The organism is Nitrosomonas sp. HPC101, assembly GCF_009833125.1.
Classification (GTDB): domain Bacteria; phylum Pseudomonadota; class Gammaproteobacteria; order Burkholderiales; family Nitrosomonadaceae; genus Nitrosomonas.
In genome coordinates, this window is record NZ_QRCC01000008.1 from 218,459 (window position 1) to 239,388 (window position 20,930).

Genomic DNA, 20,930 nt, shown 5'->3' on the forward strand with positions numbered 1-20,930 from the left:
TGTAGATTCAGTGTTTGTGGCCCTGGCTGACGCCATCTTCACCGTCGGGTAATGCCACTCGAACGATTTGCATCATTCCCTGATCTTCATGATCGAGGATATGGCAATGCAAAACGTAATCACCAATATAGCGCTGGTAACGCGTGCGAACCACAACGGTATATTTACCCTCAGCCGGACTGGGCTGCATAATATTTTTTACCCATAGCGTATCTTTCCAAACCCCTTTAAGTGCTCGATACTGTAGGTCCACAGTACCCTCTGCATCGTCTATTGCATCTGGTCCGCTGACATCCTTGCCATTCGGATCCAGAATTTTCACAATCTGAAAGGGATTTACATGAATGTGAAATGGATGGCCTACAAAATCAGATTTCAGCGTCCATTCATCTACACCGCCAAGCGTAAGTGTACGATTGACGATATTTGGATCAAAAGATTTGCCGTTTACCTCAAATATTACTGGCTCTTGGTTCACATCAATGTTGAAGATGAGCTCTTGTGTGCCAGTAACTTCGTTATCCTCGATATTCGAATGCGGTACAAAGCTTGATAACTTGAGTCCGCTGCGTAAATCTGTAACAACCTTGTCGCGTACGTCAGCAGGCATATTTATGGCAGCGGCAGCAGCCAATTCAGAGGCAATATAGGCTGTGACGTCGGTTGGCACATTGCGTCCCGCTGTAACATTCACCAGCCCCAACAATTGACGTGAGGTGGCAGCCCGTTCGACATTAGACGCTGCAGGTGCAGCGGTATCAATCACGCAATAGAATCCAGCCTGAGGAAAAACCAGCAATGTATCCCAGCGGTAAGCAGGCTGATAAACTGTCTGCACGGTCTTAATCACAGCGCCAGTAGTCAACCCGTCTGCTGCAATCAAGTGCTGAGGAAGTGGATCGCCTGTGCAACTCTCATTGATAAAGGCATCATGTTCGGATGCACGCAAACTTTGAGGACTACGACTCCCCGTCTTTAGCTTTCTGAATTCCAGATTAATAGTGTCGCGCACACCACCATGTATGACGCGCCAACGTTCAATCTGTCCAGTTCTGCTACCGTCAAAAGTGGGTAACACCTGACCGTTAATGCTGGTATAGCGTCCTGATGGGTGCCAGCTATCTGGACCGAATTGATCGTACCCCTCAATCTCGCCGACATCACCAGGATCACAACGATAGGTTTCATCTGGATTACGTTTGATATTTCCGTGGTCATCACGGCAAGCATACTGAATCTGCTGCATTACCAGCACTCGTTCTTTGAAAGCCTGGTTCTGAGTCGGTTTGAGCAAAGTATCGATGTCACCGTTTTGTGTTGTGGTAGGGAGACGATTGCCACGAACAATCAGTGCTCCGGCCATACCACTTGATACTTGCAAGGCTGTCGAACCGTGGCGATGGGTGTGATACCAAAAAGTGCCGGCAGGGTGATCAGAAGAGATGTTGTACTCATATTGAAAACGTACACCAGGGTTGACCGATATCAACACGTTATCGCCATTACCCGCCGGGTTGACCCACAAGCCGTGTGTATGCAGATTAGTGCCGTTAAAGCAGTGCGGATTGTTGATGTCTTGATCAGTTTGAATGCAGCTGGGATCAGCAGGTAATTTATTATTGAGGGAAATCCTGATTGTATCGCCCGGATTTACCTCAAGCATGGGAGAAACATAGGGAACATTAGAATCCACATGCGCCCCTTGATAGCTGCGTAGCTTGACTGTATCAAAACGCTGCTCAGGGGGGTTCCACAGCTTACCGTCAGTGTAAGCCACATTAAGCGTGAGAGAGGCTTCGTGCGATAAATCATTCACTGTAAAGCGTGATTGCTTTTGCTCAGTTGAATACGGGATTTTTCTGATTAATTTAAGTAAAGGTGGATTGGTAACAATTCGTGCATCGGCTGCTAATTCAGCATGAACAATCTGAGGAATGAATAGAACCGGCACAATAATGACCATCTGCAAGGTGGAGTAGGTACTTTGTAAAACTGATTTCATTTTTCTTCCTGGGTAAATTTAAGAATCTCTGACAATAGTTTTCACCTCTATCTATTCCTTATTAACATCGACACTTAAGAGATAGCACTTTAGTTTGCAATTACGCGAACCAGAAATAAATGAAACAGCCGCCCTGACCTGTCTCCACTAAACAGGTACCAGCTTAAGTCTAGTAAAGTCCGTTTTCATGAAGGAAAAAGGATTTGAAGAAGCGATTTACAGAAGAGCAGATTATTGGGTTTCTGAAGCAGGCAGAGGCAGGTGTGCCGGTCAAGGAGTCGTGCCGGCAGCACGGATTCAGTGATGTATCGTTCTATACCTGGCAGGCCAAGTTTGGCAGGATAAGCGTGGCGGATGTGAAACGGCAGCGGGCGCTGGAAGCAGAGAACAGTCGGCTCAAGAAACGTTTGGCGAAGGTGCAAGCGTCACGGCGTCGCTGTCAAGCGTGAGCAGCCGGTGTTGCCTGGCCAGACGAACGAAGTATGGCCGCCTGGTTAAGTATAGAAAAACCACACAAATGTCGGCGTGTGCTCCCGCTCGGAATAATTACTCGCCCTTTATTCCGGAAACAGAGTAACTCCACTCCAGTTCACCCAGAAATTTGAGGTTGCCGCCGGGGAAATACAGAACTTTTTCAAAATCACGGGCCTGGTTGGAAGGAATGTTGAGGTTCACACTCTCATGACTTTCCCCGACAGTCACGCATTTCCGGGCATCTGGTGCGCCGGTGCAATCCTGCAGAGTGATCAGCAGTTTGACCTGTTTGAGTGTGAATTCCTGTGAATTGTTTTTGATACGGCCAGACAGGCTGTATCCGCTGTAATTGGGTTTGAGTGTTACGTTCTCAAAATCCAGTTCCGCAAACGGGATACGAGAAAGCGCGCGCTCCTCCTCACGTTCACTCAAAAAATAAATAAGACTGCCGACCAGCACAGCAAGAATGATTACGCCTATTGCCACTTTTCGAAACCATACTGATATGATCAGCAGCGCCAGCACAGCAATTCCAATTACCCAAACCATGATTTCTTCATTTTCAAGTTATATTATTCAATAGCCGGATATCACCAGGCCATTGAGATGTCACGATCAGTTGCAAGATGTCACGATCAGTTGCAGTGACTCCCTTGCCTTTTCGGATGTTCCGATACTGTTATTTATACTATATTACCTGCTTCTGGCAATCGCAATCATCTGGCTGTGAACAGATTCGACGAAGATTCAGAACATCACCCTGATTTAGAGTGCGGGACACATCCAAATGTAAAATGTACGGAGTTAGTTTCACTCGCCAGACCAGCATGAGCAAAGGCAGCAAGCTCATTGCCCATCAGGGCTTCCAGAGGCTGATAAGCAATCAGCTGGAGCCTCCATCACCATGCATATGTCATCGCAGGTATGAAACCTCTGCTCGATTAATGATCCACTTGATATCCGGCAAAGGGATAAAATCTGGCAAACTGGCCAATACGGAACCCGTTATTACTTCGTCATAAGAAATGCAGGAAGCTGTAAAAATCCTGGATGCTGCGCAAACGCGTTATGTAGAAATATTACCGGGATAAGGGTATTCTGCATAACTTTCATTTACCTGAAAATATCATGTTGGAGACGCTCGACAGATCTGCTATTCAGGATGCAGCCTTGATTGTAAATTACCATCGCTTGCGTAAAACCGAGAAAATAGCCGCATGATCCAAGCAAGAGCGCTCTTTTGTTAAATTCCATAAAGGATAAATTGAGAGAGACATGTCTAATTTTATTCGCACGATCGTAGTGATTGCATATCTGGTATGTGCCTCTGGCAGTACTTATGCATCCTTAAAATTACCGGAAACAATCAGAGTTGACCCTGCTGCGCTCACATCCGAGCCGGCCTGCGATCCCAAAATTCCACCTGCCTGGCGCGATGCACAGGTTATCGATGGCGTGGAAATCGAAGCAGATCCGAGCTGTAGCCCGGATAATCCCGCCTGGATTGCTGTCGCTGTTAAAGGAACCAACAATGTTTCCATGGATACACTCATGCAGACACATTTTTCTCCGGACGCCATCATTAAGACGGATGATCTGGATGGAGATGGTGATCCTGATCGTATCGTTATCAAGCTGGAGGTTATGGAATTAAACGGGAAATCGCCTGATTTTCCCGGGCAGGTTCCCACCTTTGACATCGCGCCTGGAGTACAACCGGGTGCCTGGGTATTTGCACCGAAAACCAGTGGCATGTCGACTGAAAACTTTGAAAGTGTACGGGCCAATCCACTGATCAGACTGCCATCGCCGGTCATTCGGGTTGAACAGGGAGATATCGTACAAATCGTGCTGGAGAACACGCATTACCTCCCGCACAGCATTCATCTGCACGGGGTGGATCACCCGTTCCATCATGAACTCAACGGTAACGATGGCGTACCGCAAACCAGCGAAATGGAATTGATGCCAGGTGAACGTCGCATTTATCAATTCCAGGCGCGTGAAACGGGAACCATGTTCTATCATTGTCATGTGCAAACACATACGCATCTGTCAATGGGCCTGGCCGGGATGATTGTTGTTGAGGAAAACAAACCCAATAACTGGCTGCAAACATTGAACATTGGTGCCGGTCGCGTCCGACATCGTTCCGCTGCAATCAAAGAAAATTTCGATCGGGAATATGATTTGCACTACCACTCAATGGATAAGGAACTGGGTGATATTATCAAGGAATACAATGATCCGCGTCTGACTGCGCGCGACATGAACCGGCGCTACCAAATCAATAACGCGACCGAAGATTATTTCACACTCAATGGATTATCATTTCCCTATTCGCTCAGGGAATCACTTATCGTGGTTGACCTGGATGAGAAAATAAAATTGCGTTTACTCAACAGTGGCAGTGAATCCATTGCGATTCACACGCATGGACACCACGCCACGATTACGCACTACGACGGCGTTGAGCACAATCCCATAGCGCAAATCATGCGGGATGTCTTCGATCTGGCTCCAGCTCAGCGTCTGGATCTGAAACTGGAAACCATCGATGACGGCAGACACAGTTATGGTGCAGGTGACTGGCTGATCCATGACCATCGTGAAAAAGGGATTACCACGAATGGCATGGCTGAAGGCGGCAGCATGAGTTCCATTGTCTACACCTCGTACCTTGGTGAAAACGGCCTGCCGAATACGAGCCATTTCGGTGTTAATCTCGACAATTTTTACACCAAGGAATACTGGGAAAGAAAAGTGCCTATCTGGCAGAATCTGGATGAAGCCGCTACTTTTGGCGCAGCTGCAGGCAGAACAATCAATCTTGATGCTGCAACTCGTAACTCCTTGTACTATGCCCTGGGTGGCTTGCTGGCCGGGTTGCTCCTGTATTTGATCTTTATCGTGCGCAACCATATCAAACAATGTGCTGTAGCAGTCATTTCACGGATCAGAAGCAAAAAAGAAGGAGGTAAAGAGTAATGAACGCAAAATTCAAGATCATTTTTCTGCTGGCTGCTACTTTGCCATTCTGTCTCGATGCTGTGGCACAGCAACAAACCACACTTGATGAACACGACCAGCACGCTCAGCATGATCAACACACCCAACATGATCAGCACGAACATAGCGAGCATGATCACCACAGCGGGCACGATATGAGTGCTGGCAACAACGATACGGCAGCACATGAACACAAAGAGCACAGCATTGATGCCGCAACGCATCAGGAAACGCAAACTCAGGATCATGTCCATGAAGGTCACAGCATTGATGCCGAATCACACGAACATGCATCCGAACACGCCGGACACGCGGGCGGACCAACTGATCATGGCGACATGCATCACCACCATCATGTTGATGACAGCCATATCATGGATCATGAAGGTACGATGATCATGGGGCAGAATCTCGACAAACTGCCCAGTGGCTGCAAAAGCGTTTCCGAAGAAGTAGAGATCACAGTTCGTGCAGGCAGAAAATATGCCGAAAGATTTCCTGGAACCGTTTTTGCCTTCGATCAGCAACAATGGCATGTCAAACCTTGTTCAAAGGTTACATTTCATTTCACCAATGAAGATAATATCCGCCATCAGTTCATGATGCACGGCCTTCCTAAATACCTATACCAGTACGGCATGTTCCACTTGGAAGTCACAGGCCCGAAAACTGTTTCCGGCACAATTATCGTACCGGGGTCAGATGACACACTCCTCGTCCATTGCGACATTGCGCAGCATATGGAGAAAGGAATGAAAGCCCAGCTCGTGATCGGTAAGGGGGGGCAGGACATTCCCAGCATCCCCGGATTGACACCTTACAACATCAGCGATGTTTATGAAGCAGAAGATCTGCCTAAAATAAGTGCGTCTGAAAACAAAGAAGATAAAAGCAAGGTTGTCAGGGAAATCACCAAATCACTTACCAGCAGTGATACGCAGAATTACCTCATACTTCTGCTCGGAGCACTGGCAGGAGTGTTCAGCATTCCATTGTTCAGAAAAATTATTCCTGGCAAAAAGACCGTTGACAAAAGCGAGGAGTAAGAAGCCAGGTTCTAGGGATCCTCTGAAAATGTGTTGCCGGCACAAGGCAAAAACAGATGAGAAAGCGTAATCCGCAAAACGTAAGTGCGTATTTTGAATAATGCAGCACTGGTGATACAAAAATATGATGTAGTTCAATAGATCCGGACACTCCCGTTAAGGCTATTTTCTCTTAATGGGAGTGTCCGGTTTTGTTTGTCCAGATACCCTCCTCCATTCATACAATATCCGGGTTGGCCAACTCAATAAACCGCAGGATAAAAACAGATCTTGTCCCTCGATAATTAACTGTTGACAACAACTTTTATTAAATGTAAATTCCGCCGCTTGTCTAAAAAACAAGGAAGGGGAAGTACAAATGATTTCAACAGTTTATGCCATCACACTTGTGGGTATTGGCTTGGTCATCGCGGTCTTTTATTTTGTGATTACCAATTCCAAGGAAGCCGATCCGGATTACCCATCAATCACAAAAAAATGGTACGGCGTACGCAGAAAATGGTTTCTTTTCCTGCTTGTATTAGGAATTGTCGTCTCTGTGCTTTCGACAAATCCATTTCCAGTACCTGATCAGAAAAAAGAATACTCGGGTGGTGACTATCAAAATGTCGTTGTGGATAGCCATCAGTGGTATTGGATAATGACACCTTCGACCGTAAAGGCAGGTCAACCGGTTGAGTTTCAAGTGTCTTCTGCTGATGTCAACCATGGTTTTGGTATCTATGATGAAAAACTGACACTGGTTGCCCAGACTCAGGCAATGCCGGGCTACACCAATAAGCTTATTCATACATTTGATAAACCTGGGAAATACAAAATCCTTTGTCTGGAATATTGTGGCCTGGCTCATCACGTCATGATTAGCGAACTGACAGTTGAATAATTAGTGCAACATTAATACAGCCAAAAACGCATTGGAGGACACAATGAGTGCTACAGAAGCAAATGGAAAGATTGAGTATTCCGATACAGAAAATCGGAATGCACTGATCGCCGTCAAATCCCATTTAATTGCGGGATTTTTGGTATTTTTATTGATGATGATTGCGGGTTTTACCATGCGTGCTGTGCAGGGTACCTGGCTGGAAATTGGTGCTGATCTGTTCTATCAGATCATGACAGTACATGGTGTAGGTGTCGTGGGTGCAGCAATGATCACATCAACCGGAGTACAATGGTACTTCCTGCGCCAGTATGTTCGTCTGAGCAACGGTATTTTCTGGACAAACTTCTTGATTTTCTTGACAGGTGTCGTTCTGATACTTGGCTCCATTTTCGTTGGTAAATATGGTGGTGCATGGACGTTCCTCTTCCCGTTACCCGCCATTTCAATGGGAGCCTGGTCGAGTGGTGCAGCAGCACTGTTCCAAACTGGCGTGCTTATCATCGGAGTCGGTTTTCTTATCCTCTACCTGGATTTTGGTCGCGCCATTCTGGCACGCTACGGCAGCCTGGCTCGTGCATTGGGACTTACCCAGCTTTTCGGTAAAGAGCCGGTAGATTACAAACATCCGGCAGCAGTAGTTGCCAGCACAATGGTGCTGATCGTTAACTTTATGGGTATTGCCGCAGGGGCTGTTGTTCTGGTTATGGGATTGATCAATTTGTTCTATCCTGAATTCAAACCAGATGCACTGTTGATGAAAAATCTGACCTATTTCTTCGGTCATGTTGTCATCAATGCCACTATTTATGCATCGGTCATCGCTGTTTATGAACTCCTGCCACGCTACACCGGCCGTCCATGGAAAACCAACAAACCATTTTATGCAGCATGGTTTGCAATTGTATTCATGGTAATGGGTGTTTATCCACATCACCTCATGATGGACTTCGCTATGCCGAACTGGGCACTCATAGTCGGACAAGTGCTTTCTTTTGGTAGTGGTATTCCAGTGATGGTGGTTACCGGCTACGGTGCTCTGATGATCGTATACCGCTCAGGTATCAAATGGACCACATCGGCCAAGCTGCTGTTCTTATCCATGTTTGGCTGGTGGGCTGGTGTAATCCCTGCGATTCTGGATGCAATGGTTACAGTTAACCGTACGTTCCACAATACCATGTGGGTACCTGGCCATTTCCACTTCTACCTGTTGCTGGGATTACTGCCGATGCTCATCGGCTTCGCCTACTTTTTGGCAGGTGAAGGTGACAACAAAGAGAAAACCAAGGCAACTGACAGCCTTGGATTCTATGCATACCTGATCGGTGCATTCATGACATCCATGGTCTTCCTTGCCAGCGGTGCAAGCAGTGTTCCCCGTCGCTGGGCAACACACTTCCCTGAATGGGTAGGTTTTGCACAAGTAGGTACAATTGCTGCATCACTGGTAGTCATAGGAATGTTGTTGTTTCTTATCCGCGCACTGGTTAGTCTGCCAGGCGCCAGTAATCCTCGCTAAATCTGAATTACCGGCAATTCCCACACACTACCAAGAGTTGCCGGTAACTTTAAAGGGCGATTAGTACAACCTCACTACACAGGAGGAAAAAGAATGAGGACTTTCCTGGCAACGTTCTTCGTAGCAATTTCAGGAGTACTCATTCTTTGGCTAAGTACCGATGGGGGGCGCGCTTTTACAGCTGAAGAGGCGCGCCGCCTTGAAATTCGTGAAAATCCCCGCCCTGTACCTGACTGGCAACTGCAGAATCAGGATGCAGAAACCTTCACTTTTCAAGACTGGCATGGATACTTCATCGTTGTAGATTTCATCTACACAAGCTGCCCCGATGTATGTCTGATACTGAGCGGCAACCTCAAAAATCTGCAAAAGGACTTCGCTGCTGAGGAAAACTCGGACAAGTTGCGTTTTCTCAGTATCACCTTCGATCCAGAAAAAGATACACCCCAAAGACTGAAAGAACATTTAAGTCATTTTTCTGCTGATTTCAAAAACTGGGTAGCCGCCCGGCCAACCAGCTCATCCCAAAAAAAAGCTATCCTTGATTTCTTTAAGGTGATTGTCATCCCGGATGAATACGGTGGTTATACACACTCTGCCGGTTATCACATCATCAGTCCGGATGGAAAACTGGTCGCCATTTTTGGAATGGAGCAGATGGATGAATTACGCGCCTACCTGAATCAGGCATTGGAGGGTCAGGATAATGCGTCTGAAAATTAAACCCGAAAAGCTGCTTCTGGCAGCATTAATCATACTCGCTCTCCCTCCGATACAACACTTCCTGGAACAAAGCATGGTAACGCACATGCTCGTTCAGCTTCCGGCGTTGACAGTCATTGGATGGATGCTTGGCAGAGCCCTGCCTGAAAACTGGAGCAACAAAATAGCTCCGTGGAACCGATGGGGAATAACAGGCATGACTTTCGTCGTTATTATCATGGCCTACTGGATGTTGCCGCGTGCGTTGGATGCTGCCGTATCTGAATGGCACATAGAGCTGGCAAAGTTCATCTCTGTCCCGGCGATGGGTATTGCACTGGGAATCAGCTGGCCTCAGCTCAACCCGATTGCACAAGGCGTCCTGAAGCTGGAATTCTGGGCTACTTTCATGCGCCTGGGATGGCTTTATCTTGATCTGCCCGATCGTCTCTGCGCCAATTACCTGTTGAGTGATCAGCGTATCATGGGGCAGTTACTGCTGTTGATTGGAAGCGCCTGGGCAATTGCCTGGATGCTCCGGGTAATGTTTGGAATCAGAATTATCAATACCTGAAACTTGCGATAATCTGCCATCGGCAGATTATCGCAAGCTTGTCTTATGTCCTTTATGCCCTGTGTGTGCGATACCACAAGGTCGAATTGAATATCACTGCTCCCAGCATGTTGCCTATCGTGACGGGAATCTGATTCCACAACCACCACTGAGAAATCGTCACATCTGCACCCGACAAAATTCCAATCGGGAAAACAAACATATTCACCACTGCATGCTCAAAACCCAGCGAAAAGAAGGTTGCAAGTGGCAGCCACATCAGCATAACCTTGCCCGGCACACTGCGCGATCCCTTGGCAAAGACCGGGGCAAGACTCACCAGCCAGTTACACAATATGCCCATGCCAATAGCAGCAACCCATCCATTTATGCCATATTCCGAATAAGAAGCCTTTTTTTCCGCAAGATGCGCCAGTGTAGTGAGAACTCCCGGAGGCTCGACTGCCCCTCCTTTGGTTAGAGAAAACCAGAGCAGGTAGGCAAAGAAAACACCACCGATCAGATTGGCTACAAACGTCCAGGACCAGTTGCGTACCACACTACTTAATCCAAATCTACCGGCGTAGAGTCCCATAGGCATCACGGAAAAACTACCTGTCGCCATTTCCAGGCCCAATATGGACAACATTACGTAGCCTACCGGGAAAAGCAGGCCGGCTGCTGCCGTTGGCCAGCCTTGTGAAACCAGCAATGCACACAATGCCGTAGCATACGCTAGAAAAGGTGTGCATAAAAAACCTCTAATCAAAATCTGCCCTACTTTGAATTTCTTCTTTTTTGTAGCGTCTTCGACAAGATCACTTCCCATTTGCGCAGGAGTGACACTATCAATCACAGCAATGGGTTCACTACCAGAAAGTGCCGGAATTGCACCAACTGACGCACCACCAGCAGACATGGTTTCTGCAGTAATACTGGATTGGATAACCTTTTCGTTTGGAACGATGGAGGGTTGTTCAAATTCTTTCATATTTATAAGCTGGATTAATTGAAGAAATTACATCGACCAAGCTGCATACTTCATGCACAGCGGCCGAGGATTCTGACATAACTCAGGACACCCAGCAATAAAATAGTTCTGCTTATTTAGCAGGTTATGATCATTTGTCAACGATATTCACCAGAGTATCGATTCACGCATACCCTGTCGGATTATTCTTCTGCCAGCGCCAGTGATCCCGGCACATCGCAGTAAGATCGCGTTGTGCTTTCCACCCCAGCAGTTTCTCAGCGAGTGCAGGATTCGCGTAACAGGCCGCTACATCACCAGGCCGTCTGGGGGCAAGCTTATAAGCTACACGCTGGCTGCTGGCTTCTTCAAAAGCCCTGACCACGTCCAGAACGCTGTAACCAATTCCTGTACCCAGATTGATTGCAGTACATTGCGGCACAGTCAGGTAATCCAGTGCACTAAGATGCCCCAGCGCAAGATCCACAACATGAATGTAGTCCCGCACGCCGGTTCCATCATGTGTTGGATAATCGCTACCCCATACATTCAGATATTCACGCCGCCCCACTGCAGTTTGCGCTACAAAAGGCATCAGGTTATTGGGAATCCCCTGTGGATCTTCACCAATCAGACCGCTATCATGCGCTCCGACGGGATTGAAATAACGCAGAATAGCGATGCGCAATCGCGGATCGGCCTGATATACATCGCGCAACATTTCCTCGATGATAAGTTTGCTGCGGCCATAAGGATTGGTAGCAGATAACGGGTGATCTTCCGTCAAAGGCAGATGCTGCGGTTCACCGTAAACGGTTGCCGAGGAACTGAAGACCAATGTATGTACATCACAATTTTGCATTGCTGCCAGCAACCGGTGAGTACCAATGACGTTGTTGTCGTAGTATTCGAGCGGTTTTTCGACCGATTCTCCGACTGCCTTGAGCCCGGCAAAATGGATCACAGCCTCGCACTCGTGGCTTTTCAAGGCCTCTTCAATCGCTGCCTGATCCCGTACATCACCCCTAACCACAGTGAGTTTCTTGCCGGTAATCTGCTCAATACGGCGTAACGCTTCCAGATGGCTATTGCAAAAATTATCGAATACAACAACCTCATGTCCGGCTGCCAGCAGTTCGACACAAGTGTGCGAACCAATGTAGCCGGCTCCACCCGTAACAAAAATTTTCATATCGGCACCTTATTCAATTTCCATATCGAGAGGTTAGGGAATCTCTACAAAACTATCTGCGTTGCCACTGCATATACAAAACATACCTGCACCAATTAATATTTCCCAATTTCATCAGAACACATTGTCCCTGAGGATTTTCAGCAGGTACTGTCCATAACCATTTTTGGCCAATAGCCGGGCCAGCACTTCCAGCTGGGCCGCATCTATCCAGCCTTGCCGGTAGGCAATTTCTTCCGGACAGGCAACTTTCAGACCCTGCCGGTTTTCCAGGGTGGCAATGAACTGACTGGCATCGAGCAGGGTTGCATGCGTACCAGTATCCAGCCAGGCATAGCCGCGTCCCATGATTTCCACACTGAGATTGCTCTGTTCGAGATACACACGGTTGAGATCGGTGATTTCCAGTTCGCCGCGGGCGGATGGCTTGAGTGCTTTGGCATGATCAACGACCTGCGTATCGTAGAAATACAACCCGGTCACCGCGTAATCAGATTTTGGTTGCGTGGGTTTTTCTTCCAGTGATAATACTTTGCCTTGGGTGTTGAACTCGACCACACCATAGCGTTCCGGATCATGCACATGGTAAGCGAATACGCTGGCCCCTTCGGTACGCTGCATGGCATGGGCCAGCAAACGCTGGAGATTATGACCATAGAAAATGTTATCCCCCAGCACCAGGGCAGAAGGATGGTGATCAATAAAATCCTCGCCAATCAGAAAAGCCTGCGCAAGGCCGTCAGGTGAAGGTTGCACAGCGTATTGCAGATTCAGTCCCCATTGTTCTCCGTCACCCAGCAGTTGCTGAAAACGAGGCGTATCCTGCGGGGTGCTAATAATGAGAATATCGCGTATCCCTGCCAGCATCAGGGTACTGAGTGGATAATAAATCATGGGTTTATCGAATACCGGCAACAGCTGCTTGCTCAGTGCAAGCGTCGCTGGATGCAATCGTGTGCCGGAGCCGCCGGCAAGAATAATCCCCTTTCTATATGTCATAGTAATTTTCTAGTGGCCAGCAGAAGAATGAAATTGAAAAACAAAACAGCATATAAATTCCTTCGGATAGGATCAATCTGCAAAATACGGGCTGTTATACTACAAGTCCCGCAGCCAGTCCTGCGGATGCAGACAATTCCGGATGTAACCAGCTGGCAGGCAGTTTACCCGTTTTGTCAGCATGGCTTAACAGCAGATAACGACTCATTTTCTCGGTAATACTGTTCACAACATGAAAAATATCGGTTTCGTCGGTCTGGGTATCATGGGAAGACCCATGGCCAGCCATCTCATCCGGGGAGGATATCCGGTTTATCTCAACTCACGCAGTGGCGTACCTGCCGAGCTGACAGTACTGGGCGGATTGGCCTGCCCTACCCCCAAAGCCGTAGCTGAACAAGCGGACATCATCATTCTGATGTTGCCGGATACGCCTGATGTCGAGAAAGTGTTATTTACTGAAAATGGCGTAGTACAGGGCCTGCCTGCAAATCCAGCTCAATCGAAAATCATCATCGACATGAGCACAATTTCTCCGGCCAAAACCCGAGATTTCGCCGCATGTATCAGGCAGTCCGGTCACGAATATGCGGATGCACCGGTATCAGGCGGAGATATTGGCGCTCGCAATGCCACCCTCACGATCATGGTTGGGGCAACCGAACCGGTTTTTGCAGAAATTGAGCCGATACTGGCACTGATGGGTAAAACCATCACGCGCATCGGTGATCCGGGTACCGGCCAGGTTTGCAAAGCTGCCAACCAGATCATTGCCGCCCTGACACTTGAAGCCGTGGCTGAGGCACTGGTATTGGCTTCCAAAGCAGGGGCTGATCCGGACAAAGTCAGACAGGCGCTGCTGGGAGGGTTTGCCGCCTCGCGTATCCTGGAAGTGCATGGAGAGCGCATGATCAAACATGCCTTCACCCCCGGTTTCCGGGTCGATCTGCACCGGAAGGATCTTGGTATCGCACTGGATTACGCCACCGAGCTGGGTGTCAGTCTACCCGGCACGGCACTGGTTCAATCGTTCTATAACGCCAGCATTGCGCAAGGAGACGCGCAACAGGACAGTTCGGCCATCGTACGCATTCTCGAACAGCTGGCCGGACATACGCTCGACACATCCACGGAATCTGCCCATGAACAGTAATCAACTGATCGAATCCTTCCGCAAATTTCTGCCTGCGGAAGCCGTACTGCACGCGGCAGAAGATTTGAGACCATATGAATGCGATGCACTGTCTGCCTACCGGCAATTGCCGATGATCGCTGTGCTGCCGCGAACAGAGGCGGAAATTGCTGCCATCCTGCAAATCTGCCATACCGGACACATCCCGGTGGTAGCTCGCGGTTCCGGCACCGGCCTGTCCGGTGGCGCACTTCCTCATGCCGAAGGTGTGCTGCTGCCGCTGGCGCGGTTGAACCGTATTCTGGAAATCGATCCGGCAGCCTGTACTGCGCGCGTACAGCCGGGCGTCCGTAATCTGGCCATCAGTGAAGCGGCTGCACATTATGGAATGTATTACGCGCCCGATCCGTCCTCTCAGATCGCCTGCAGTATCGGCGGAAATGTGGCAGAAAATTCAGGCGGCGTGCACTGTCTCAAATACGGGCTGACCGTCCATAATATTCTGCGGCTACGCGTGCTGACGATCGAGGGAGATCTGCTGGAAATCGGTGCAGATGCGCTTGACAGTCCTGGCTTCGACCTGCTCGCCCTGATGACGGGGAGTGAAGGCATGCTGGGTATCGTCACCGAAATTACGGTCAAACTGCTGCCCAAACCGGAAACAGTGAAACTGATCATGGCCACGTTTGACGATATCAAAAAAGCTGGAGAAGCCGTCGCCAGCATCATTCAGGCCGGTATCATTCCGGCCGGCATGGAGATGATGGACAAAATTACCATTCATGCCGTCGAAGATTTTGTGCATGCGGGTTACGATCTCGAAGGTGCAGCCATTCTGCTGTGTGAATCCGATGGCATGGCAGCAGAAGTGGACGATGAAATCGAGCGGGTCTGCGCCATCCTGCAGGCAAGCGGAGCTACCCGGATCAGCCTTGCACAGGATGAAGCCGAACGGCAGCGCTTCTGGGCCGGACGCAAAGCAGCCTTCCCGGCAGCAGGCCGGGTTTCACCGGATTACTACTGCATGGACGGCACCATTCCACGCAAGCATTTGGCGCATGTGCTGGAACAAATCGAACAACTTTCGGCAGAATACGGCCTGCGCTGCATGAATGTGTTTCATGCAGGAGACGGCAATTTGCATCCCCTGATTCTGTACGATGCCAATCAGCCAGGTGAATTAGAAAAGGCGGAAGCATTTGGCGCGCGTATACTGGAAATCTGCATCGAAGCAGGCGGATCCCTGACAGGCGAACATGGCGTGGGCATCGAAAAACTCAACCAGATGTGCCTGCAATTCAATGATGCCGAGCGCAGCCGGTTCCATGCCATCAAAGCAGCATTTGACCCGCAATTATTACTCAATCCAGGCAAAGCGATTCCAGAATTACACCGTTGTGCCGAATTCGGCGCTATGCATGTACACCGGGGTGCTGAAAGATTCCCGGAAATACCCAGATTCTAATTTTTAGCCATGCAGATCCTCCCTGAACATCTCATTAACGCAATCAATGCTGCAACCGAAAATAAACAGCCACTGCGCATCCGTGGTGGCGGCAGCAAGGATTTTTACGGCAATTCGCAGGCTTTGCAGCATGCCTCCCTACTCGATACATCCACCTGGCAAGGAGTCGTCGATTATGAACCGAGCGAGCTGGTGATCACTGCCCGTGCCGGCACGCCACTGGTCGAACTGGAAAAACTGTTGCACGACCACGGCCAAATGCTGGCCTTCGAACCGCCTTATTTCAGCGCCTCTGCCACGCTAGGCGGATGTGTCGCAACAGGACTGTCTGGCCCCAGACGTGCTTATACCGGTGCAGTACGTGACTATGTACTCGGTACCCAGCTGCTCGATGGTCAGGGAAGTATTTTGTCCTTTGGCGGACGGGTAATGAAGAACGTTGCCGGCTATGATGTTTCTCGCCTTATGACAGGTGCAATGGGTACACTGGGTGTCTTGCTCGAAATATCACTCAAGGTACTTCCCAAACCGGCAGCAGACCGCACTCTATGCTTTCAGGCCAGCACGCCGGAAGCCATGGCAATCATGCGTCGCTGCGCGACTGAACCGCTGCCGGTTTCAGCCACCTGTTTTCATGATGATCAACTTTATGTTCGGCTCTCCGGTGCTGAATCCGCCGTGCAAACTGCTCATGCCAGGCTGGGTGGGGATGAAATCAAAGACAAGGATGATTTCTGGGAATCGGTCAGAAATCATACTCACCTGTTTTTTCAGGAAGGAAGCGCCGCTGGAAAGGCACTGTGGCGTCTGTCAATCAAGCCGACCACTCCCCCGCTTTCACTGCCAGGCAAGCAATTGATCGAGTGGGGCGGAGCACTGCGCTGGCTCGTCACTGATGAAGATGCCGACGCAGCCGTAATACGCACACACGCCGCAGATGCCGGTGGCCATGCCACGCTGTTTCATGGCGATAAAACAACCATTCCCGTGTTTCACCCGCTTTCTCCTGCTTTGCTGAAAATCCATCAGCGCCTGAAACAGCAATTCGATCCGGCAGGCATCCTGAATCCACAACGTATGTATACCGAGTTTTGAACCATGCAAACCCATCTGACAGACCTCATCAAAGACACACCGGAAGGGAAAGAAGCCGATGCCATTTTGCGCAGTTGCGTACATTGCGGCTTCTGCCTCGCGACCTGCCCTACCTACCAGCTGCTGGGGAATGAGCTGGACAGCCCGCGCGGGCGAATTTATCTGATCAAGCAGCTGCTGGAAGGCCAGGCGGTCACTGAAAAAACGCAGCTGCACCTTGATCGCTGCCTGACCTGTCGCGCATGCGAAACCACCTGCCCATCCGGAGTACAGTACGGGCATCTGCTCGATATCGGCCGCGGCATGGTTGAACAGCAAATCCCGCGCACAGCCTACGCTACTTTCAAGCGTTATACCCTGCGTAAACTGCTGCCCAATCGTGCACTTTCCAGTTTTTTCATGGGTGCCGCCCGCCTTGGTCGTCCTTTTCTCCCCGATCATCTGAAAAGAACGATTCAGCCCAAACCCTCCACCAGCAGCACCCCTTCCGGCAGGATTCACTCCCGTTCCATGTTGATACTGGATGGTTGCCTGCAACCCGCGCTGACGCCGAATACCAACCACGCCACTGCCCGTGTACTGGACAGACTCGGTATTTCAGTAGTGACTGCAGAACAGGCCGGCTGCTGCGGTGCACTCGCCTATCATCTCAATGCACAGGAAGAAGGATTGAACGCCATGCGCCGCAATATCGATGCATGGTGGCCTTTTATTACACGATCCGAAAATCCGGTAGAGGCCATTATTGTTACGGCAAGCGGCTGCGGCGTCACAGTCAAAGATTACGGACACTTGCTGCAACGCGACCTGGATTATGCTGAAAAAGCGGCAAAAATTGCCAGCCTGACCCGGGATATTAGTGAAGTCATCGCAGCAGAAACCGCCAACCTGATTCCGCTGCTGGAAAAGTCGAAAACATCATCGCCCTCCTCGTCCCCGCGCAATCTGGCCTTTCATGCCCCCTGCACCTTGCAGCACGGCATGAAACTGAAAGGAAAAATTGAACCCGTCCTGCAAGCAGCAGGCTTCAATCTGACCCAGGTAGCTGATCCCCACCTCTGCTGTGGTTCGGCAGGCACTTATTCCATTCTGCAACCGGAACTTTCCCGCCAGCTGCGTGATAACAAAATCACTGCATTGACCATGGAAAACCCGGAACTGGTGGTCACTGCCAATATTGGCTGCCAGATGCACCTGCAAGGGGGTACTTCATTACCGGTGCGCCACTGGATTGAACTGCTGGATGAAACCCTGACCGAGGTCACCACTTAAATAAAAGTCAGGCTAATTTTCCGCCTAGCCACGTGGTCGCACCGCTGCCAGTGGCAATTGATTCAGCTCTGCCGTAGCCTCGCGCCAGACCGGATAATGCTGATCCATCAACGCGACAAATCGTTTGTTATGCGAGGGTTCGAGCAGGTGAACCAGCTCATGCACCACCACATATTCAAGCAAATTCTGCGGTTTTTTCACCAGATCGGTATTCAAGCGGATATGACGCCGCCTCGTGTTGCAGCTGCCCCAGCGGGTTTTCATCTGCTGTAAAAAATAGGCAGATACCCTCACCTCCAGTCGCTCCTGCCATTTTTCAATCAGGCCGGGTATCACGGCATGTAACAGGGATTTGTGCCAGGCGTGCATCACGGCAGCACGTTTGAGCAGATCACTGCCCGGGCGCACCTGTAACGTAATCGTTTGCTGATCCAGCATGACACATGGCCCGGCCTGTTTTTCCACTACCTGCAGTAAATAGTGCCGGCCCCAGACGGCATGATTCTCGTGCTCAACGAACAGCCGGGGCGTTTCTCTGGATCGCGCTTCCAGTTTTGCCTGCTGCTTACGGATCCAGCCCCGTTTCGCAATGACAAAAGCACGCACTGCTTCCAGCCGAGTACCCGCTGGTGCTACCAGCGTCACCCGACCGTCCGGCGGATACACCCTTAGGTACACATGCTTCACTGCCTTACGCTGCACGAGAATCGTGAGATCTTCCAGCTGAATCTGCTCGCTCATCAATCGATCTGCTCTTCCGTCCTGGAATGATCAGGCGGCCAGGGCAGATCATTTTCCTGTGCCAGCCCCCTGCCCCACGCTTCCAGCGCATGCAGGACCTCACGCTGCGCTTGCTGCGGGCAATCCGTGCGCAGTTGTAAAAGTTTGTGGTGATATTCATTTAATGTCAGACCACCATTGACAGTATTTTCTCCAAGTTGTCTGCGGCAATGCGTTTGCCAGCGGTGTTTTTCCTGAGTTGATAAGGTATCGGGAAAATTGCGGGCACGGTAGCGAAACAGCAGTTCGATATAACGCCCGTCCTGAAATTTATCGGCCAGATCAGCCAGGTTTCCCGGTTGCGCAGCGCGCACCCGCGGAAACAGGTTGCGATCGTGATCGCTGGCAAAGCCATCATACAGCGCCAGATCGGCATCGTTTTCTGCAAAAATCCTGCCATTTGAATACGCCTGCCTGATCCGTTGCATGAAATCCAGATTCTGCAGCAACAGTTGCCAATGCTGATGACACTGTTCCGTATCCAGCCCAATCCGATCAGTTGCTCGCTGATCAAGCACTTTCTGGGGGGCCAGCGCCGGGCATTTGTTCAGCCTGATGGCTTTGACTGGCAAGCGCTGCTGCCCTTCTGCCAGTTCCTCCCTGGGCGTAAACAGACGTTCCGCCAGTGTATCGCTATCCAGTTGGATGAATTCAGCAGGATCATGCCGCAGGTCATAGACCAGAACACTGTTGGCGTTACCGGTTTCCGCCAGCAGCGGCATGACCAGGGTGGTGCAGCCCTGTTCAGAGGGATACATGCGGGAGGTATGCAGCACCGGGGTATGCGCTACCAGATCAAGCTGGCGAGATACCGCGCGTTTGTCCCGCAAGCGAAACAGCCAGTCGTACAGACGTGGCTGCTGTGCGCGCAGCAGGCGGGCCAGCGCAATCGTCGCCCGGACATCAGATAGCGCATCATGCGCGCTGTCATGCATCAATCCGTTGGCTGCCGTGATATCCTCCAGCCGAAAACTCGGTTTATCCTCGCTATTACGCGGCCAGCAAACCCCTTCCGGGCGCAGGGCAAAAGTCATGCGGGCGAGGTCAATCACGTCCCAGCGCGAATTGCCAAATTGCCACTCGCGCGCATAGGGGTCATAAAAATTACGGTACAGCGTGAACCGGGTCACTTCATCGTCAAAGCGCAATGTGTTATAACCCACCCCGCAGGTACCAGGCTGCGCCAGCTGTGCGTGGATCAATGCGATAAATTCCGGTTCCGGCAGCCCCCGAGCTTCTGCTGTTTGCGGCGTGATGCCAGTCAGCAGACAAGCTTCCGGATGAGGCAACCGGTCACGTGCCGGCTGGCAATAAATCACCAGCGGATCGCCAATTTCATTGAGTGCTTCATCCGTCCTCAGCCCGGCAAACTGAACCGGCCGATCCTGACGAGGATCTGCACCGGAAGTTTCATAATCGTGCCAATAGAGTGTTGAGTTATCTGTTTGCATCGTAATAGCAGGCCGTCAGGGCTGCGTGGTCCGTTATTGCTACATCAGGAAATGCGATCATACGAATGTGTAATCGCAGGCGGATATAAATAAGCACATCCGGTTGGTGAACACTTTCTTCAGACAATAATGTATCAGCTCGCTGTAATACTCCAGCGGTATGCATCAGCCGCCGTCAACACAGCGCTCGAAAATATACTACATATCGCTGTTTTAAATACAGATTCTGGATATTGATTATCTGCCATCAGAAAACAGGAGAAAACAAGGATTATTCGCTTCTTAAACTATGAATTAGGTATGAGTTCTACCCATTGTAATCGTTATGAATCCATAACTCGTTGAATTACAGCTGTATCAGAATAAAAAATCACAACCTGCCC

At 49.9% G+C, this 20,930-nt stretch carries 17 protein-coding genes and 1 pseudogene; 11 read left to right on the forward strand and 7 right to left on the reverse strand.

Annotated features, from left to right (window positions below; genetic code table 11):
• Positions 1-7: 7 nt before the first annotated feature.
• On the reverse strand, positions 8-2,002 hold the full coding sequence (locus tag ABO04_RS06110) for a multicopper oxidase family protein (protein ID WP_160809787.1): 1,995 nt from the start codon (positions 2,000-2,002) through the stop codon (positions 8-10).
• Positions 2,003-2,205: 203 nt separating this feature from the next.
• Between ABO04_RS06110 and ABO04_RS06115 the strand changes: the two are divergent.
• Positions 2,206-2,418, forward strand: a pseudogene (locus tag ABO04_RS06115) (transposase); the annotation flags it as partial.
• Positions 2,419-2,548: 130 nt separating this feature from the next.
• Here the strand turns inward: ABO04_RS06115 and ABO04_RS06120 are convergent.
• Entirely contained in the window at positions 2,549-3,025 is a 477-nt protein-coding gene (locus tag ABO04_RS06120) for a hypothetical protein (RefSeq protein ID WP_160809788.1), read from the reverse strand.
• A gap of 726 nt (positions 3,026-3,751) precedes the next feature.
• Between ABO04_RS06120 and ABO04_RS06125 the strand changes: the two genes are divergently transcribed.
• The 6 genes from ABO04_RS06125 to ABO04_RS06150 all read left to right on the forward strand — a co-directional run bounded on the left by ABO04_RS06125 (position 3,752) and on the right by ABO04_RS06150 (position 10,212).
• Positions 3,752-5,464, forward strand: a complete 1,713-nt coding sequence (locus ABO04_RS06125; RefSeq protein ID WP_160809789.1) for a multicopper oxidase domain-containing protein — start codon at positions 3,752-3,754, stop codon at positions 5,462-5,464.
• A complete protein-coding gene (locus tag ABO04_RS06130) occupies positions 5,464-6,531 on the forward strand; it encodes a copper oxidase (RefSeq protein WP_160809790.1) in 1,068 nt (355 codons plus the stop codon). The genes ABO04_RS06125 and ABO04_RS06130 overlap by 1 nt, the downstream gene beginning before the upstream one ends.
• 358 nt (positions 6,532-6,889) lie before the next feature.
• Entirely contained in the window at positions 6,890-7,414 is a 525-nt protein-coding gene (locus ABO04_RS06135; RefSeq protein ID WP_160809791.1) for a cytochrome C oxidase subunit II, read from the forward strand.
• 43 nt (positions 7,415-7,457) lie between these two features.
• Complete coding sequence (locus ABO04_RS06140; protein WP_160809792.1) at positions 7,458-8,936, forward strand: cbb3-type cytochrome c oxidase subunit I; 1,479 nt, start codon at positions 7,458-7,460, stop codon at positions 8,934-8,936.
• Positions 8,937-9,029: 93 nt separating this feature from the next.
• Complete coding sequence (locus tag ABO04_RS06145) at positions 9,030-9,659, forward strand: SCO family protein (protein WP_160809793.1); 630 nt, start codon at positions 9,030-9,032, stop codon at positions 9,657-9,659.
• Positions 9,643-10,212 (forward strand): hypothetical protein, encoded by a 570-nt coding sequence (locus ABO04_RS06150; RefSeq protein ID WP_160809794.1) that lies wholly within the window; start codon positions 9,643-9,645, stop codon positions 10,210-10,212. The genes ABO04_RS06145 and ABO04_RS06150 overlap by 17 nt, the downstream gene beginning before the upstream one ends.
• Positions 10,213-10,264: 52 nt before the next feature.
• Here the strand turns inward: ABO04_RS06150 and ABO04_RS06155 are convergent, their stop codons facing one another.
• The 3 genes from ABO04_RS06155 to rfbA form a co-directional block, all read right to left on the reverse strand.
• The gene (locus ABO04_RS06155) at positions 10,265-11,182 is read right to left on the reverse strand and encodes a formate/nitrite transporter family protein (protein ID WP_193565781.1); all 918 of its coding nucleotides are present in this window, start codon (positions 11,180-11,182) and stop codon (positions 10,265-10,267) included.
• A 163-nt stretch (positions 11,183-11,345) separates the two neighbouring features.
• Entirely contained in the window at positions 11,346-12,353 is a 1,008-nt protein-coding gene (gene galE, locus ABO04_RS06160; protein ID WP_160809795.1) for a UDP-glucose 4-epimerase GalE, read from the reverse strand.
• Between the two features lie 114 nt (positions 12,354-12,467).
• Positions 12,468-13,352 (reverse strand): glucose-1-phosphate thymidylyltransferase RfbA, encoded by an 885-nt coding sequence (gene rfbA / locus ABO04_RS06165; RefSeq protein ID WP_160809796.1) that lies wholly within the window; start codon positions 13,350-13,352, stop codon positions 12,468-12,470.
• Between the two features lie 232 nt (positions 13,353-13,584).
• Between rfbA and ABO04_RS06170 the strand changes: the two genes are divergently transcribed.
• The 4 genes from ABO04_RS06170 to glcF are packed head-to-tail and all read left to right on the forward strand — an operon-like array spanning position 13,585 to position 18,316.
• A complete protein-coding gene (locus tag ABO04_RS06170) occupies positions 13,585-14,505 on the forward strand; it encodes a 2-hydroxy-3-oxopropionate reductase (protein ID WP_160809797.1) in 921 nt (306 codons plus the stop codon).
• Complete coding sequence (locus ABO04_RS06175) at positions 14,495-15,949, forward strand: FAD-linked oxidase C-terminal domain-containing protein (protein ID WP_160809798.1); 1,455 nt, start codon at positions 14,495-14,497, stop codon at positions 15,947-15,949. Before ABO04_RS06170 ends, ABO04_RS06175 begins: the two co-directional genes overlap by 11 nt.
• A 9-nt stretch (positions 15,950-15,958) precedes the next feature.
• Positions 15,959-17,044 (forward strand): glycolate oxidase subunit GlcE, encoded by a 1,086-nt coding sequence (glcE, locus tag ABO04_RS06180; RefSeq protein WP_160809799.1) that lies wholly within the window; start codon positions 15,959-15,961, stop codon positions 17,042-17,044.
• A 3-nt stretch (positions 17,045-17,047) separates the two neighbouring features.
• Positions 17,048-18,316, forward strand: coding sequence for a glycolate oxidase subunit GlcF (glcF, locus tag ABO04_RS06185; RefSeq protein ID WP_160809800.1), 1,269 nt, complete (start codon positions 17,048-17,050; stop codon positions 18,314-18,316).
• Between the two features lie 24 nt (positions 18,317-18,340).
• Here glcF and ABO04_RS06190 read toward each other — a convergent pair whose 3' ends face one another.
• Positions 18,341-19,057 carry a SprT family zinc-dependent metalloprotease gene (locus tag ABO04_RS06190; RefSeq protein WP_160809801.1) on the reverse strand — a complete coding sequence of 239 codons (717 nt, stop codon included), beginning with the start codon at positions 19,055-19,057 and terminating at the stop codon, positions 18,341-18,343.
• Entirely contained in the window at positions 19,057-20,547 is a 1,491-nt protein-coding gene (gene sbcB, locus ABO04_RS06195; protein ID WP_160809802.1) for an exodeoxyribonuclease I, read from the reverse strand. Before sbcB ends, ABO04_RS06190 begins: the two co-directional genes overlap by 1 nt.
• Positions 20,548-20,930: the final 383 nt, after the last annotated feature.